13 protein-coding genes are annotated in these 15,320 nt (G+C 67.1%); 2 read left to right on the top strand and 11 right to left on the bottom strand.

The genetic code is table 11. The annotated features are described in order from the left end of the window. The 8 genes from ASG86_RS16390 to ASG86_RS16355 form a co-directional block, all read right to left on the bottom strand. Window positions 1-861 carry a shikimate dehydrogenase gene (locus tag ASG86_RS16390; RefSeq protein ID WP_056336628.1) on the bottom strand — a complete coding sequence of 287 codons (861 nt, stop codon included), beginning with the start codon at window positions 859-861 and terminating at the stop codon, window positions 1-3. Continuing rightward, complete coding sequence (gene mltG, locus ASG86_RS16385; protein WP_056336625.1) at window positions 858-2,510, bottom strand: endolytic transglycosylase MltG; 1,653 nt, start codon at window positions 2,508-2,510, stop codon at window positions 858-860. Before mltG ends, ASG86_RS16390 begins: the two co-directional genes overlap by 4 nt. After that, window positions 2,507-3,106, bottom strand: a complete 600-nt coding sequence (ruvX, locus tag ASG86_RS16380; protein WP_056336622.1) for a Holliday junction resolvase RuvX — start codon at window positions 3,104-3,106, stop codon at window positions 2,507-2,509. The genes mltG and ruvX overlap by 4 nt, the downstream gene beginning before the upstream one ends. 7 nt (window positions 3,107-3,113) lie before the next feature. After that, complete coding sequence (gene alaS, locus ASG86_RS16375; RefSeq protein WP_056336619.1) at window positions 3,114-5,792, bottom strand: alanine--tRNA ligase; 2,679 nt, start codon at window positions 5,790-5,792, stop codon at window positions 3,114-3,116. Between the two features lie 124 nt (window positions 5,793-5,916). Next, on the bottom strand, window positions 5,917-6,147 hold the full coding sequence (locus ASG86_RS16370) for a DUF6167 family protein (RefSeq protein WP_235565211.1): 231 nt from the start codon (window positions 6,145-6,147) through the stop codon (window positions 5,917-5,919). 17 nt (window positions 6,148-6,164) lie between these two features. Beyond that, window positions 6,165-6,539 (bottom strand): DUF948 domain-containing protein, encoded by a 375-nt coding sequence (locus ASG86_RS16365; RefSeq protein ID WP_056336614.1) that lies wholly within the window; start codon window positions 6,537-6,539, stop codon window positions 6,165-6,167. Window positions 6,540-6,684: 145 nt separating this feature from the next. Then, complete coding sequence (rpsD, locus tag ASG86_RS16360) at window positions 6,685-7,311, bottom strand: 30S ribosomal protein S4 (RefSeq protein WP_043454433.1); 627 nt, start codon at window positions 7,309-7,311, stop codon at window positions 6,685-6,687. A gap of 169 nt (window positions 7,312-7,480) precedes the next feature. Further along, entirely contained in the window at window positions 7,481-8,950 is a 1,470-nt protein-coding gene (locus tag ASG86_RS16355) for a replication-associated recombination protein A (protein WP_056336612.1), read from the bottom strand. A 64-nt stretch (window positions 8,951-9,014) separates the two neighbouring features. On the opposite strand from ASG86_RS16355, the gene ASG86_RS16350 reads away from it, so the two are divergent. Next, window positions 9,015-9,683 (top strand): acVLRF1 family peptidyl-tRNA hydrolase, encoded by a 669-nt coding sequence (locus ASG86_RS16350; protein WP_056336609.1) that lies wholly within the window; start codon window positions 9,015-9,017, stop codon window positions 9,681-9,683. A 16-nt stretch (window positions 9,684-9,699) separates the two neighbouring features. Here ASG86_RS16350 and ASG86_RS16345 read toward each other — a convergent pair whose 3' ends face one another. Continuing rightward, on the bottom strand, window positions 9,700-10,530 hold the full coding sequence (locus ASG86_RS16345) for a GNAT family N-acetyltransferase (protein ID WP_235565210.1): 831 nt from the start codon (window positions 10,528-10,530) through the stop codon (window positions 9,700-9,702). A gap of 86 nt (window positions 10,531-10,616) precedes the next feature. Then, a complete protein-coding gene (gene aspS / locus ASG86_RS16340) occupies window positions 10,617-12,413 on the bottom strand; it encodes an aspartate--tRNA ligase (RefSeq protein ID WP_056336606.1) in 1,797 nt (598 codons plus the stop codon). A gap of 96 nt (window positions 12,414-12,509) precedes the next feature. Here aspS and ASG86_RS16335 point away from each other — a divergent pair, with 96 nt between their 5' ends. Next, window positions 12,510-13,763 (top strand): APC family permease, encoded by a 1,254-nt coding sequence (locus tag ASG86_RS16335; RefSeq protein ID WP_056336603.1) that lies wholly within the window; start codon window positions 12,510-12,512, stop codon window positions 13,761-13,763. Window positions 13,764-13,771: 8 nt separating this feature from the next. Here the strand turns inward: ASG86_RS16335 and hisS are convergent, their stop codons facing one another. Then, window positions 13,772-15,139 (bottom strand): histidine--tRNA ligase, encoded by a 1,368-nt coding sequence (hisS, locus tag ASG86_RS16330; protein WP_056336600.1) that lies wholly within the window; start codon window positions 15,137-15,139, stop codon window positions 13,772-13,774. Window positions 15,140-15,320: the final 181 nt, after the last annotated feature.

Raw genomic sequence — 15,320 nt, 5'->3', positions numbered from 1 at the left:
TCAGAACGCCCGCCGGGCAAGGCCGACTGCGTCACACATCACATCTATGACAGCTGCGTTAACGTCTTCCCCGCGACGGGTGAAGAGCCGCACCTGCTCCACGGCCTGGTACAGCAGCATCTCCAGGCCAGGCACCACACGGCCGCCGCCGGCCTGCCATACCGAGGCAATCAGGCTGGGCCAGGGATCGTAGGCAACATCCAGCAGCACGCCCGGCGTGGTTGTCTTCAGGGCGGCGAGTTCCGCTGCGAGTCCGTCTGCCGCATGGGGCGGCAGGGTGGAAATCACGACGTCGGCTTCCGAGGTGGGGCGGGCGGCTTCCGTCAGGGAATGGACCTCCAGGGCAACCCCCAGGCTGTCCGCGGCCGCGCGGACGTCCGCTGTCCGCGAGGCATCGCGGACGAACAGCTGTACGGTTCCGGTTCCGAGTTCCTTCAGGGCAGCAACCGCCGACGCAGCCGTCCCTCCGCCTCCCAGGATGACTGCCGAAGGTGCCGCCGGGGTCCCGGCGTGGCAAAGGGCGTTGACGATGCCGGTGACGTCCGTATTGGAGCCCACCAGCCTGGTTCCGCCGGCTGACTCCTCGAAGGTAACGGTGTTCACCACACCCAGGGTCCGGGCAACTCCCCGCACCTCGTCCACCAAGCCGAGCATTGCCGTCTTCAGCGGCATCGTGACCGAGAGCCCGCGCCAGCCAGGCTGGTGCCGGATCTGGCGCATGAAAGACGGCAGCAACTCCTCGGTGACGTCGATGGCCGTATAGCTGATCCCTGCACCCAGTTGTCCGTACGCCGACAGATGCAGCGCCGGGGATTTCGAGTGGCTGATCGGGTGGCCCAGGACGGCAGCCCGCAGGCTCATGTGCAGCGGCCAGCGTTGGCCTGGCACCAGGCGTTGTACTGCTCCACGTATGCGTTGTGCTCAGCCAGGGTCTTGGCGAACTTGGTTTCCTTGGTGTCCAAGTTGATGGTCACCCAGTACAGGTAATCATTGGACTTGGGCCGGGCGGCTGCATCGATGGCGGTCTTGCCGGGGGAACCGATGGGGCCCGGGGGCAGCCCCGGATTAGCGTACGTGTTGTAGGGGTTGGACTTGTCCTGGCGCTGTTCATCCGTGAAGTTGAAGCTGCGGGTACCAAGGCCGTAGGTGACAGCGGAGTCAACCTGGAGGAAGCCGCCTGTCTGGTCATTGGGCTTGAGCCGGTTGTAAATGGCACCGGCTACGTCGCCGTAGTCGGCCTGGCCGCCCTCGGCCTGGACGATGCTGGCCACGATGACGGCCTGGTACTGCTTGGCCGGGTCCGTAATGCCCTGGGACACGAGTTCATCCGTGGTGGCCTTCACCAGCGCCTGCAGGATGTCCTTGGCCTGGGTTCCCAGCGGGAAACGGTATTCCCCGGGTGCCAGGTAGCCTTCGAGGTTCTTGGCGTTGGCGGGAAGGCCAAACTGAGCCGGCTGGTTGCTGAGGGCCTGCAGCTGCTGTACGGAGATTCCGGATCCCTCCGAGATCGACTGCAGGGATTCACTGATCCTCAGGCCCGCGCTGAGGGCGAAGTAGATGACTTTCGTCCTGTCCTTGCCCGCCAGCACATTCACCGCATCCGCATTCTTCATCTCGGTCTTGAAGATGTAGTCGCCCGGCGCAAGGGTGGCACCGGATGCATGGAACGCCTGCATGAAGGTGTCGGCGTTGGCAACAACACGCTTGTTTTCCAGGTCGGTGGCTACTGAACGGGTTCCCTCGCCGCTTTCCACCGTTACTTGGACCTCACCCGTGCCGGGACCAGGGAAGTCTGACGGCTTGCCGTTACCGAGAAGGGGCTTGAGGAACTGGGCTCCCACGGCCACGGCGGCCACGAAGACGATGAGCGTCAGGAACAGGGCCAGCAGCCTGCGGCGGCGCCGGACCTTCTTCGATGGGCGCGGCACTACCTGGGCTGCCGATGAGCCGGGAAGCAGTCCGTGGTCCGCGTCCTGGTGGTGTTCGTCGTGGTGGTATTCGTCGTATGCAGCGGCGTGGTGGCCATGGTCGTCGTGCACTTCCCGGTAGTCGTGCGCGCCGGCTCCGTGGTGGAGGTCCGCTTCGTGGTGTACGCCGGCGTACTGGACTTCCGCCTCCTGGTACGCCACGTTGTCGTCGTGCGGGACGTCGTCCTGGTGCGCCACGTCGTCGTGGTGGTCAAGCGCGGCAGGTCTATCGGCGGCTGCATCGTGTCCATGGGGAGGCCCGGCAGGCTGTTCATCCTGGATGGACGGCGGCGTAACCGGAGCCGCCGGAACGTCGCCGGTGCGGGCCAGCGGGGCAAACGACGGCTCCGCTGCGGGAGACGCGGCGGCCGGCGGCGCGGCGGGGGGCGGCGGGACGTCGCCGGTTTCGTAGGCGTGCTCGGGCACGGTGTCCTGCCCACCGGTGTGGGTCTTCTCCCGTGCCCGCAGTTCCTTGCGGGTCAACGGCCTCCCGCCCCCGGTATCCAGCGGGCCGGAGGTGTCGTCAATGTTGGCAGGGCTCACTGTTGCCTTCCATTATCTGAAGATTGTGCCGTGTCTGCGGGGGTGGCGCGGACGGATTCGTCCACCCCACCGGTCCCCTGGGCCACGGACGGGGATGGCGCTGTCACGCGTGAGCCGACATCCGCTCCCCTGGCTTTTTGCATGTCGATGGCGTGCTGAAGAATACCTGCCGCCGCGACCTGATCAACTACTTTACGGTGGTCCCTGCTGCTCATGCCAGCTTCATGCAGGTTCCGGTGGGCCGTGACACTGCTGAGGCGTTCGTCCACGAGGTTCACCGGGACGGCAAGCCCGCGTCGTGAAAACTCGGCCGCGAGGAGCAGCGCATAGTCCGTGGCCATCCTTGCGGAGGCATGTTCCTCGCCCTTCATGGTCCTGGGCAGGCCGACAATGACCTGCACCGCGCCAAGTTCCTCCGCCAGGCCGGCGATGACGCGCACGTCCGAGTTCTTCTTCGCGTTCCGGTCAAGGGTCTTGTACGGCGTGGCCAGGATGGAGTCGCGGTCGCAGACCGCCACCCCCACCCGGACGGTGCCGACGTCCACCCCCAGTTTGACGCCCAGGGGGTAGCCGCCGGCAGCAACAGGATTGGTCATGACTGGATTAGCGCCTGGAAATGGCGTCGACGACGGCTGCCAGGGCAGCGCCGACCTTTCCGGCATCGGTTCCGCCACCCTGGGCGACGTCGTCCTTGCCGCCACCGCCACCGCCGAGCACTCCGGCAGCGACGCGGACCAGGGCCCCGGCCTTGACGCCGGCTTCCCTGGCTGCCTCGTTGGTGGCCACCAGGATCAGCGGGCGGTCGTTGGCGACGCCGGCCACGGCCACGGCGGAGGCCGCCGAGCCGAGCCGGTTGCGAAGGTCGAGGGCCAGGCCGCGGAGGTCGTCTGCACCGCTGACGGTGCCCGCGTCGTGGGCCAGCACCTTGACGCCGCCGGCATCCTGGGCGCTGTTGACCAGCTGCGCGGCGGAAGCAGCCAGCTGTTCCTTGCGGAGCCGGTCCAGTTCCTTCTCGGTGGCCTTCAGCTTGGCAAGCGTCGCGGAAATCCTGTCGGCGAGCTGGCCGGACGGCACCTTCAGCAGGTCCGTCAGCTCCGTCACCAGGGCGCGCTCGGCAGCAAGGTGGCGGAAGGCCTCCATGCCGACGAATGCTTCCACGCGGCGGTTTCCTGAGCCCACGGACTGCTCACCCAGGAGGGAGAGGCTTCCGATGAGCGAGGTGTTGGCAACGTGGGTGCCGCCGCACAATTCGCGCGACCAGGCGCCGTCGATCTCCACCACGCGCACCTCGCTGCCGTAGTTCTCGCCGAAGAGGGCCATGGCACCCATGGCCCTGGCTTCGGCCAGCCCCATGATCTTCGTTTCCACCGCGTAGTTGTTGCGGATGGCAAGGTTGGAGACTTCCTCGATCTCGGACCGGGTGGCGGTGCTCAGGCCCTCACCCCAGGCGAAGTCGAAGCGCAGGTAGCCTGCCTTGTTGAAGGATCCGCGCTGGGTGGCCTCCGGGCCAAGGATCTGGTGCAGGGCGGCGTGCACGATGTGCGTACCGGTGTGTGCCTGCTCGGCGGCGTGGCGGCGTTCGCGGTCGACGGCGGCGCGCACCAGCGAGTCAGCGCCGATTTCGCCTTCGCGGACGATCGCTTTGTGGACGCTCAGGCCCTTCACAGGGCGCTGGACGTCCAGGACCTCGACAACGAATCCGTCGCCGGTGATAAGGCCGGTGTCAGCGGCCTGGCCGCCGGCTTCGGCGTAGAACGGGGTTTCCGCCAGCACGAGTTCGATCTCGTCGCCGGTGGCTGCCTGCTGGACCTGGCGGCCCGCGCTGAGCAGGCCGCGCACGCGCGATTGCCCTTCAAGCTCGCTGTAGCCGGTGAAGACCGTCTCGCCCTGGGCCAGGATGTCCTGGAAGACGGTGAGGTCCGCGTGGCCGCCCTTCTTGCCTTTGGCGTCGGCCTGGGCGCGCTGGCGCTGTTCCTGCATGAGGCTGCGGAAGGCCGCCTCATCAACCCTGAGCCCGGCTTCCTCTGCCATTTCCAGCGTGAGGTCGATGGGGAAACCGTAGGTGTCGTGCAGGGTGAAGGCGTCTTCACCGGACAGCGGCTTGTTGGCCGCCTTGGATTCCCTGACGGCATCCTCAAGGCGTGCCGTGCCCGACGCGATGGTGCGCAGGAAGGCCTTCTCTTCGGCGTACGCGATCCGGCTGATGCGGGCGAAGTCGGTATCCACCACCGGGTAGACGCCCTTCATGGCATCCCGGGAAGCGGGCAGCAGTTCCGGCAGGCAGGCCTGTTCCACGCCGAGGAGGCGCATGGAACGCACGGCCCGGCGGATCAGCCGGCGCAGGACGTAGCCGCGGCCTTCGTTCGAGGGGGTCACGCCGTCGGAAATCAGCATCAGGGCCGAACGGATATGGTCGGCCACCACGCGCATGCGGACGTCATCTGTGTGGTGGGGGTCATCCGGGGTTTCCGCGGAGGTGTACTCCCTGCCGGACAGTTCCGCGGCCTTGTCAATGACGGGCCGCACCTGGTCGGTCTCGTACATGTTTTCCACGCCCTGCAGAATCATGGCGAGGCGTTCCATGCCGAGGCCCGTGTCGATGTTCTTCTTGGGCAGCTCGCCCACCACATCGAAGTCCACCTTGGAGCGCACATTCTCGATCTGGTACTGCATGAACACCAGGTTCCAGATCTCGATGTAGCGGGTCTCGTCGGCGAGGGGACCGCCCTCAACCCCGTACGCAGGGCCGCGGTCGTAGTAGATTTCGGAACAGGGACCCGCGGGGCCGGGCTGGCCGGTATGCCAGTAGTTGTCCGACTTGCCCATCCGCTGGATTCGTTCAGCCGGGACGCCGGTGTTCTTCAGCCACAGCTCCTCGGCCTCGTCGTCCTCTTCGTAGACCGTCACCCAGAGGCGTTCCGGCGCAAGGCCGTAGCCGCCGTCGTCAACGCCCGTGGTGAGCAGCTCCCAGGCGAACTTGATGGCGTCTTCCTTGAAGTAGTCGCCGAACGAGAAGTTGCCGCACATCTGGAAGAAGGTGCCGTGGCGGGCTGTCTTGCCCACTTCCTCGATGTCGCCGGTGCGGATGCACTTCTGCACGCTGGTGGCCCGGGAGTAGGGCGCTTCCTCGCGGGCAGTGAGGTAGGGAATGAACGGGACCATGCCGGCCACCGTGAACAGCAGGGAGGGGTCGCTGGAGACCAGCGATGCGGAGGGAACCGCGGTGTGGCCCTTGCTGACAAAAAAGTCCACCCAGCGCTTTGTGATCTCCTGCGACTTCATGAGCTGTTTTCTTACCCTTCTTGGTCCGCACCGCCGGGCGGCGCGAAAATTTCGTTCAGGTGGCACGGTTCCCGGAACGGGTTCCTGCCGGTTGTTGGCTGATGCCGGTGCAGTCCCCGCGGGGTCAGCGGCGGACCAGTTCCGCGGACTCCACACCCAGGGCGGTCCGCAGGTCGGTTTCCCGTTCACGCATTCCTGCGCGGACGGCGTCGGCGAAGTCGTACACCCCGTCGGCGAGCTGCCCCACAGCGCGGTTGAGGCCTTCCGGCCCCAGCGCGGACTGGGCCTGGCTCACTTTGCGGAAGGCAATGACCCCGATGGCCACGCCGATTCCCATCCAAACAATTCTTTTCATGTTCGTTCTCTTCGAATCTAGCGGCTGCGGCGGCCGGCAGCGGGCTTCCGGCGGTTGGCGAAGGCGCTGCGCACGCCGTAGCTGAACGCCGCGACCTTGATCAGCGGCGAACCGACGGTGGCGGCTACCAGCGAGGACAGGGCCGAAATGTTGGCGGACGCATCTGAGACGTTGGACGAGATACCGTCCACCTTCTTCAGCTGCTGGTTGGTGGTGGAGACGGTAGCTGTGACCTCGTCCATCAGGGGCGTGGCGCCGTCGCTGATGGACCTGATGGCGGTCCGCACCTCGTCGAAGACTTTACCCAGTTTCAGGATAGGGACCGCGAGCAGCAGCACCAGGAGTGCAAACACCCCGGCAGCGATCAGGCCGGCAATATCGCCACCAGACATAGACGTTCATCTCCTTGAAATTCTGTGGTTGAGCCACATCCGCCGCATGCACGGAAGGCCCGTTGCGCAGATGTCCCCCAAGTACCTTACATACAAAGAAGCCCGCGGCGCTTGCCACGGGCTTCTTTGGATACGCTGCTGGGATTTAGCGTGCGTAGAATTCGACGACGAGCTGCTCTTCGCAGGTCACCGGGATTTCAGAGCGCTTGGGGCGGCGCACGAGGCGTGCCTGCAGGGCTTCCAGCTTGACGTCCAGGTAGGCCGGAACGGCAGGCAGGACATCGCGGTGTGCACCGGCTGCGGCAACCTGGAGCGGAACCATGGTCTCGCTGCGGCTGTGGACGTGGACCAGCTGGCCTTCGCCGACGCGGAACGACGGGCGGTCAACGCGGATGCCGTCAACCATGATGTGACGGTGCACAACCAGCTGGCGGGCCTGGGCGATGGTGCGGGCGAAACCGGCACGCAGGACCAGGGCGTCGAGGCGCATTTCGAGCAGTTCGATGAGGTTTTCACCGGTCAGGCCCTTGGTGCGGCGGGCTTCCTCGAAAGCACGGGTCATCTGTGCTTCGCGGATGCCGTACTGGGCGCGCAGGCGCTGCTTTTCGCGCAGACGTACGGCGTAGTCGGAGTCCTGCTTCTTGCGGGCACGGCCATGCTCACCGGGGCCGTACGGGCGGCGCTCCATGTACTTGGCGGCCTTGGGGGTCAGGGCGATGCCGAGGGACCGCGAGAGGCGGGCCTGACGGCGAGCACGAGTGTTGTTAGCCACTGGTGTCCTTCCAATATCTGCGGTTGTCAGTGTTACTGGCCTCCAGGATGGAGAGCATCGGCCAACCGCCGCCTTTTGCTACTGGGCCCAGGGCATAGCCTTCCCAACGTGAATTGGGGAGATTTTGCGTCCGTGCCTTGCCAGACAAACATCCAGCCTACCACGGCAGCTACTTGCCCCGCACAATCTTCCGCAGGCGCTCCAACCGCTGGGCGATGTCCCTTTCCGCGCCGTTGCCGGTGGGCTGGTAGTAGTCCCGGCCCACCAGGTCGTCCGGCGGGTACTGCTGGGTGGCCACTGCATGCGGGGCGTCGTGGGCGTACTTGTAGCCCACGCCGTGTCCCAGCTGCTTGGATCCGGGGTAGTGCGCATCCCGCAGGTGCGCCGGAATTCCGACGCCGAGGCCCGCCCGCACGTCCGCGATGGCCTTGTTGATGCCCATGTAGGCCGCGTTCGATTTTGGTGCGGTGGCCAGGTGGACCACGGCCTCCGCCAGGATGATCCGCCCCTCCGGCATCCCGATCAGCTGCACTGCCTGCGCCGCGGCCACGGCGGTCTGCAGCGCGGTGGGGTCAGCCATGCCCACGTCCTCTGCCGCGGAAATGACGATCCGCCGGGCCACGAACCGCGGATCCTCCCCCGCTTCCAGCATCCGGGCGAGGTAATGCAGGGCGGCGTCAACGTCCGAGCCCCTGATGGACTTGATGAAGGCGCTGATGACGTCGTAGTGCTGGTCGCCGGCACGGTCATAGCGGACGGCGGCGGCGTCCAGGGCGCGCTCGGTGTGGCGAAGCTCAACGATGACCGGCTCCGCGGTGACCGGCACCTCAGCTGCGCTGTCCTCCCCCACGGAACGTTCGACGTCGTCCGCGTCACCGAAAGCCACGCCGGCCGCGGCCTCCAGCGCGGTAAGCGCCCTCCGCGCGTCCCCGCCGGACAGCCGGACCAGGTGATCCAAAGCGTCGTCGCTGAGCCGGACCTTGCCGCCCAGCCCGCGCGGGTCCTCCACGGCGCGCACCAGGAGGCCCTCGATATCGGCGTCGGTGAGGGGTTTGAGCGTGAGGAGCAGGGAGCGGGACAGCAGGGGCGAGACCACCGAAAAGGAGGGATTTTCCGTGGTGGCAGCGACCAGGACCACCCACCTGTTTTCGACGCCGGGCAGCAGCGCGTCCTGCTGGGCTTTGTTGAAGCGGTGGATCTCGTCAAGGAACAGCACCGTAGTGGTCTTGTACAGGTCCCTGGCGGTCAGGGCGTCGTCCATCACGCGGCGGACATCCTTGACGCCTGCGGTGATGGCGGACAGCTCAACGAACTTCCGGCCGGGACCGCGGGCAATGACATGCGCCAGCGTTGTCTTGCCCGTGCCGGGCGGTCCCCACAGGATGAGGGAGGTGGGACCGGCAGGGCCGGCGGCATCCGCCCCGGCGCCTGCCGCCAGCTGCCGCAGCGGGGACCCCTGGCCCAGCAGGTGCTGCTGGCCCACCACTTCATCCAGGGTGCGCGGGCGCATCCTGACGGCCAGCGGGCTGCGTGGCGAACCCTTGCCCCGCGAACCCTGGCCCCGGGAACCGGCGCTTACCCCGGCGGCCGGACCGTCATCGTCGTCGTTTTCCGGCCCGTGCCCGAAGAGATCATCCACGTAGATAGGCTACTTCCAGTTGACCCGTCCTTTTCGTCGGGGCCCTGACACCGAAGGAACCCCCATGCCTGCCCCCGCAGCCGCCGGCGGTCCGCCCTCCGTCCGGACTGCGTTCGTGCCCGGCACCCGGCTGCCCGGCTGGGCGGAAAGGTTCGGCGCCTCACACAGAGGGTACACGCTGCAGGATGACGACGACGGCCTCCGCCTTGTGGCGGCCGACGGCGCCGAGGCGCTGCTGCAGGGGCCGTGGCCGGCGGACGGACGGCCGGGACGCGGCAGCGGGCCCCTGGAGCGGCTCGCCGCCCTGGCGTCCCAGCCGCGCCGGTTGGGACTGCTGCTGGTGCGGCGGGGCGGCTACGGCATCGGGGTGGCCAGCGAGGGGTCGCTGCTGGCGTCCAAGGCAGGCACCAGGTACGTCCAGTCACGCACCGCTGCAGGCGGCCAGTCCCAGCAGCGGTTCGCGCGCCGCCGTTCCAACCAGGCGGATGCGTTGGTGTCGGCAGTGGCACAGCAGGCGGCTGAAGTCTTTGCTGCAGCGGCCTTCGAGTACCTGGTGCCGGGCGGCGACCGGACCCTGGCGGACCAGGTCCTGGCGGAACCAGCCCTCCGTGATTACGCCCGCCTGCCGCGCCTCGCCTACCTAGATGTCGCCGAACCCCGGGCCGCCGTCCTGAAGAAAGCAGCGGCGGACGCCTGCTCGGTCCGGGTCACGGTGACCGACCCACATGGCTAGCGCAGCCAGCGGAGGCTTAACAACCAGTCAGGGCCCGGCGGGGCCGTTCCTGCCGGTACAGGTAGCGGCCCGCCTCCCGGAATCCGGTGCTGGCGTACAGCTCCTGGGCTCCCTGGTTCGCCGCCGTAACGAGCAGCCAGTAGCCTTGGAGCCCCTGAGCGGCACCGGCCTGCAGCAGGGCCCGCATGATGGCTGTCCCGAAGCCACGGCGGCGGGCGTCCGGCAGGGTGGCCATGCAGTAGAGGCCGCCATGCCCGGTGCCGCCGGGAAGGGCAAGGCGTCCGACGGCGGCGGCCCGGCCATCGCCATCGCGAAGCAGCGCGTACACTGACGGGCATCCTTCGAGAATTGCCTGTGCAGTTGCCAGGGCATCCTCCCCTCCACGGCCGTCCACCTCCCACCAGACCCGCAGCCAGTCCGGGGACGGCTCCGTGGACAGTTCGATTGGCGAAAGTTCTGTTTTGGGGGTACCCGTGATGGCTTCCGGAACTGGATCCGCCGAGGCGCTGAGGGTCATGACCAGGGTCTCGGACTGGCGGGTGAAGCCTTCGGCGTCGAGAAGATCGTGGAGCGCCGAGGCAGCACGGTTGTCGAACAACTGGAAGATGACAGGCAGCCGCCGCCCGCGGTACCAGGACCGGGCTTCGCGGAGCAGGCCGGGGAGGTCGACACCGGACTGGCCGGCCGTGAGGGCGCGCGGCCAGATGGAGTTGGCACGCTGGGTCACGCCGCCGGCTGCGCGAAGGACCCAGCCGCCGGCGTCATGCCGTTCCAGGGCAGGCCAGGCGGCATCCATGGCGGCTTCGAGGTCCAGGGGTGCGGGTTCGATGGTGCCCAAAGCGGACAACGGACAGCTCCTTTGTTAAAAGCGGAGGCTCCCCGGTGATCCGGGGAGCCTCCGTTGGCCGCCGCCTTACGGCAGCGTCCGTGCTGCTACAGCTTCTCTTCGGGCTTCTTCTCTTCCGGCTTTCTGGCCTCAGGCTTGAAGTCCACGCCTGCCTCCTTGCGCTGCTGCGGCGTGATGGGGGCCGGAGCATCCGTGAGGGGGTCGTGGCCGCCGCCGGACTTCGGGAAGGCGATGACATCGCGGATGGATTCAACGCCCGCCAGCAGCGACACCACGCGGTCCCAGCCGAAGGCAATGCCGCCGTGCGGCGGGGCGCCGTACTTGAAGCCCTCCAGCAGGAAGCCGAACTTGGTCTGGGCGTCGTCCTTGTCCAGGCCCATCAGCTCGAACACCCGCTCCTGCACGTCGCGCTGGTGGATACGGATGGAGCCGCCGCCGATTTCGTTGCCGTTGCAGACAATGTCGTAGGCGTAGGAAAGCGCCGACTCGGGATCCTTGTCAAAAGTGTCAAGGAACTCCGGCTTGGGTGAGGTGAAGGCGTGGTGGACAGCGGTCCACTGTCCTCCGCCGACGGCGACATCGCCAGAGGCAACAGCGGCTGCGGCAGGCTCGAACATCGGCGCGTCCACAACCCAGCAGAAGGCCCAGGCGGTGGGATCGATCAGGCCAGTGCGGTGGCCGATCTCGACGCGTGCAGCACCCAGCAGGGCACGCGACGGCGTCTTCTCGCCTGCGGCAAAGAAGATGCAGTCGCCGGGCTTGGCACCAACGGCGTCAGCCAGGCCGGCGCGCTCGATTTCCGTCAGGTTCTTGGCCACCGGTCCGGCGAGCTCGCCGTCCTCCTTGTAGAGGACGTAAGCCAGCCCCTTGGCGCCGCGCTGCTTGGCCCATTCCTGCCAGGCATCCAGGGCGCGGCGTGCCTGCGAGGCACCACCAGGCATGACGACGGCGCCGACGTAGGGCGCCTTGAAGACGCCGAAGTTGGTGTCCTTGAAGAAGTCGGTGAGCTCGGTCAGTTCCTGGCCGAAGCGCAGGTCGGGCTTGTCCGAGCCGTAGCGCGCCATGGCATCGGCGTAGGTGATGCGCTGGATGGGCGTGGGGATGTCGGCGCCGATGAGCTGCCACACCGCTTTGACGATGTTTTCGCCCAGCCGGATGATGTCGTCCTGGTCCACGAAGCTCGCCTCGATGTCCAGCTGCGTGAACTCCGGCTGCCGGTCCGCACGGAAGTCCTCGTCCCGGTAGCAGCGGGCAATCTGGTAGTACTTTTCGAAGCCGCCCACCTGCAGCAGCTGCTTGAACAGCTGCGGGGACTGCGGCAGCGCGTACCAGGAACCCGGGGCCAGGCGTGCCGGAACCAGGAAGTCACGGGCGCCTTCCGGCGTCGAACGCGTCAGTGTGGGCGTCTCGATCTCCACGTAGCCCTCATGGTGGAGCAGCTCGCGCGCCACCCGGTTCGCCTCGGAACGGAGGCGCAGGTTGCGGCTGGGGCCGGGACGGCGGAGGTCCAGGTAGCGGTGCTTAAGCCGGGCTTCCTCGCCGACTTCCACGTGCTCATCGATCTGGAACGGCAGCGGGTCCGAGGTGTTGAGGATGGTGACGTCCTCGGCGATGACCTCGATGTCGCCCGTGGCCAGCGCGGGGTTCTCGTTGCCTTCCGGGCGCCTGGACACGGTGCCCTTGACCTGCAGGACGTACTCGTTGCGCAGTCCGTGGAACACTTCTTCCTCGCGGACCACCACCTGGGCCACGCCGGAAGCATCGCGCAGGTCCACGAAAGCCACACCACCGTGATCACGGCGGCGGCCCACCCAGCCGGCCAGGGTTACGGTTTGTCCAATGTGCTCGGAACGAAGGGATCCGAGGTCATGTGTGCGCAGCACAGCACGCCTTTCTGCGGGAAAACAGTGGGAAGTCAATATGATCGTTGCGGGAACGATCCCGTCCGAGTTTACCCGTTGGAAAGGGACTGCCGCCGCATGAGCGAACCGCAGCAACTGCAACGCAGGCTGGGAACCTTTGACGCCACCGCCATCGGCCTGGGTTCCATGCTGGGCGCCGGAGTGTTTGTGGTGTTCTCCCCGGCCGCAGCGCTTGCCGGGAATCTCCTGGTCCTGTCCGTGGCCGTTGCCGGAATTGTGGCGTACTGCAACGCCGTGGCCTCCGCAGCCCTGGCGGCGAAGTACCCCACCAGCGGTGGAACCTACGTGTACGGCCGGAAACAGCTCGGCGAATGGCCGGGTTTCCTGGCCGGCTGGGGTTTCGTGACCGGCAAGACCGCGTCCTGTGCAGCCATGGCGTTGACGTTCGGCAGCTATGTGGCGCATGACTACGCGGTCCCGGTCGCCGTGGCCGCCGTCGTGGCCCTGACCGGCGTTAACTTGTTGGGCATCACCCGGACAGCCCTGCTGACCCGGATCCTGCTGTGCATGGTCCTGGCGACACTGGTGTTCGTTGGCACCGCGGCCGTGCTGGGTCCACACCCGGCGGCGGAGCCTGCAGGCTTGCCCTCCGGGGGTGCGGCGGGTGTCCTCCCTGCCGCCGGCCTGATGTTCTTCGCCTTTGCGGGGTATGCGCGGATTGCCACGCTCGGCGAAGAGGTCAGGAATCCCGCACGTGCCATCCCGCGTGCCATCCTCGCGGCCCTGGCGGCCGCCTTCGCCATCTACCTGCTGCTGGCCCTGCTCCTGCAGGCGCACCTCGGAGCCCGGCTCGGGTCCACCGGCACTCCCCTGCTGGACGCAGTGCTGGAAAGCCGGCTGGCGGCGGCGGCACCGCTGGTGCAGGCAGGAGCTGCCGCGGCGTGTCTCGGCGCCCTCCTGGCACTGATCACGGGCGTGGGCAGGACAACCCTGGCCATGGCGAGGGAACGCGATCTCCCGGGACTGCTGGCCAAGGTGGGCGGCGCCCACACCGTTCCGTTCGTCGCCGAACTGGCCGTGGCCGCCGTCGTCATCCTGCTGCTCCTGACCACCAACGTGATAACCGTCGTGGGCTTTTCAAGCTTCGGCGTACTGGTCTACTACGCAATCGCCAACGCGTCCGCCTTTACCCTTGCCGCCCACCCCGGTTATGCGCCCCGCTGGCTGAACGCGCTGGGCTTCCTGGGGTGCGTGGTGCTTGCCTTCACTTTGCCGCCCGCGTCGGTCCTGACCATGGCGGCGGTCCTTGCCGCCGGGGTGGCCGGGCGCTGGCTGGTGCTGCGGTTCCGGCAGCACCAGCCAGCGCCGTAAACGTCCGCCTAGACCGAGGCTGCGGCCGCGGTTGTCTCCACCTGAACCGCCAGGTCCTCCAGGGGTGGCATCCAGGTCTCAGGCGCCGCCAGCACCTGCTCGCCGGTGCGGATGTCCTTCACCTGGTGGGTGCCGTCCTCGTCCGTGAACCACACATACGGGATTCCCCTGCGGTCTGCGAACTTGATCTGCTTGCCGAACTTCTCCGCCTTGGCCGCAACTTCGGTGGGAATGCCCCGGCTGCGCAGCAGTGCGGCAACGTCCTGGGCTGTACCCCAGCTGTTGTCATGGTTCAGGGCCACCAGCACTGCGGTGGGAACGGAGCGGGAGGCTTTGGCGAGGTCCTGGCTCAGGATCCGGGACACCAGGCGGGTGACGCCGATGGAAAGTCCAACCCCCGGGAACTTCCGGTTCCCCTTCGACGCCAGGGCATCGTACCGGCCGCCGGAACAAATGGATCCCAGCTGTTCGTGGCCCACCAGCACGGTCTCCACCACTGTGCCGGTGTAGTAGTCAAGGCCGCGGGCGATGCTGAGGTCCGCCAGCACCTTTCCGGGAGCGCGCTGCACGGCGGCGTCGATGACCTGCTCCAGCTCGTCCAGGCCTTCATCAAGGAGTTCGTTGGTGACGCCCAGCGCGCGGACCTGGGCCACAAAGGACGTGTCTTCGGTGCGGATGGCGGCAAGCTGCAAGGCTTTCTGCGCCTGTTCGTCGGTGGCGCCGAGTTCTTCCTTCAGCAGCCCGGCCACCTTTGCGGGGCCGATTTTTTCGAGCTTGTCGATGCTGCGCAGGACGCCTGCGGTGTCGTCGAGGCCGATGCCCCGGTAGAAACCTTCAGCGAGTTTGCGGTTGTTGATCCTGAGGCGGAAATCGGGGATGGGCAGGGCGCTGAGTGCCTCGGCGATCACCAGCGCGATCTCGACGTCGTAACGGAACGGAAGCTCGCCGTCGCCCACCACGTCGATGTCCGCCTGGGTGAACTCGCGTGCGCGGCCTTCCTGGGGCCGCTCGCCGCGCCACACTTTTTGGATCTGGTAGCGGCGGAAGGGAAAGGCCAGGTAGCCGGCGTTTTCCACCACGTATCGGGCGAAGGGCACCGTCAGGTCGAAATGCAGGGCAAGCGCGTGGGGGTCGGCTTTGCCGCCCTTGACGGGGTTATCGCTCTCGTCCTCCTGGAGCCGGCTCAGTCCGTACACTTCCTTGTCGATCTCGCCTTTGCGCAGCAGCTGCCCCACCGTTTCCACGGCGCGGGTTTCGATCGAGGAGAACCCATGCAGTTCAAAGACCCGGCGCAGGGTATCGAGCACATGCAGCTCCACCAGCCGCTCCTCGGGAAGCCACTCGGGGAATCCGGACAGGGAGGCGGTGCGTGCCATGGGGAAGGTTCTCCTTAGGAATGGAAGGTGCGCCGGAGCTGCCGGCCCGGCCCGCGCAACGGCGGGTATACGGCGGCAGAACAGCCAGCCATGCATAAACTATGTGCGGCAGCCAGTTTATGCGTCATCTGTGTGCATCTCTAATGCGGCGGACGCGCAAAGCCTGGCCCTGATACCTGCG

The organism is Arthrobacter sp. Soil764, from assembly GCF_001428075.1.
Lineage (GTDB): Bacteria > Actinomycetota > Actinomycetes > Actinomycetales > Micrococcaceae > Arthrobacter.
The sequence above is the reverse complement of the archived record's forward strand: the minus strand, read 5'-3'. Positions and strand labels throughout refer to the sequence as shown.

Bases quoted from the DNA above. Each gene is read 5' to 3' on its own strand.
- ASG86_RS16390 (WP_056336628.1), bottom strand. From the start codon at position 861: ATGAGCCTGCGGGCTGCCGTCCTGGGCCACCCGATCAGCCACTCGAAA.
- ruvX (WP_056336622.1), bottom strand. From the start codon at position 3,106: ATGACCAATCCTGTTGCTGCCGGCGGCTACCCCCTGGGCGTCAAACTG.
- alaS (WP_056336619.1), bottom strand. From the start codon at position 5,792: ATGAAGTCGCAGGAGATCACAAAGCGCTGGGTGGACTTTTTTGTCAGC.
- ASG86_RS16370 (WP_235565211.1), bottom strand. From the start codon at position 6,147: ATGAAAAGAATTGTTTGGATGGGAATCGGCGTGGCCATCGGGGTCATT.
- ASG86_RS16365 (WP_056336614.1), bottom strand. From the start codon at position 6,539: ATGTCTGGTGGCGATATTGCCGGCCTGATCGCTGCCGGGGTGTTTGCA.
- ASG86_RS16350 (WP_056336609.1), top strand. From the start codon at position 9,015: ATGCCTGCCCCCGCAGCCGCCGGCGGTCCGCCCTCCGTCCGGACTGCG.
- ASG86_RS16335 (WP_056336603.1), top strand. From the start codon at position 12,510: ATGAGCGAACCGCAGCAACTGCAACGCAGGCTGGGAACCTTTGACGCC.
- hisS (WP_056336600.1), bottom strand. From the start codon at position 15,139: ATGGCACGCACCGCCTCCCTGTCCGGATTCCCCGAGTGGCTTCCCGAG.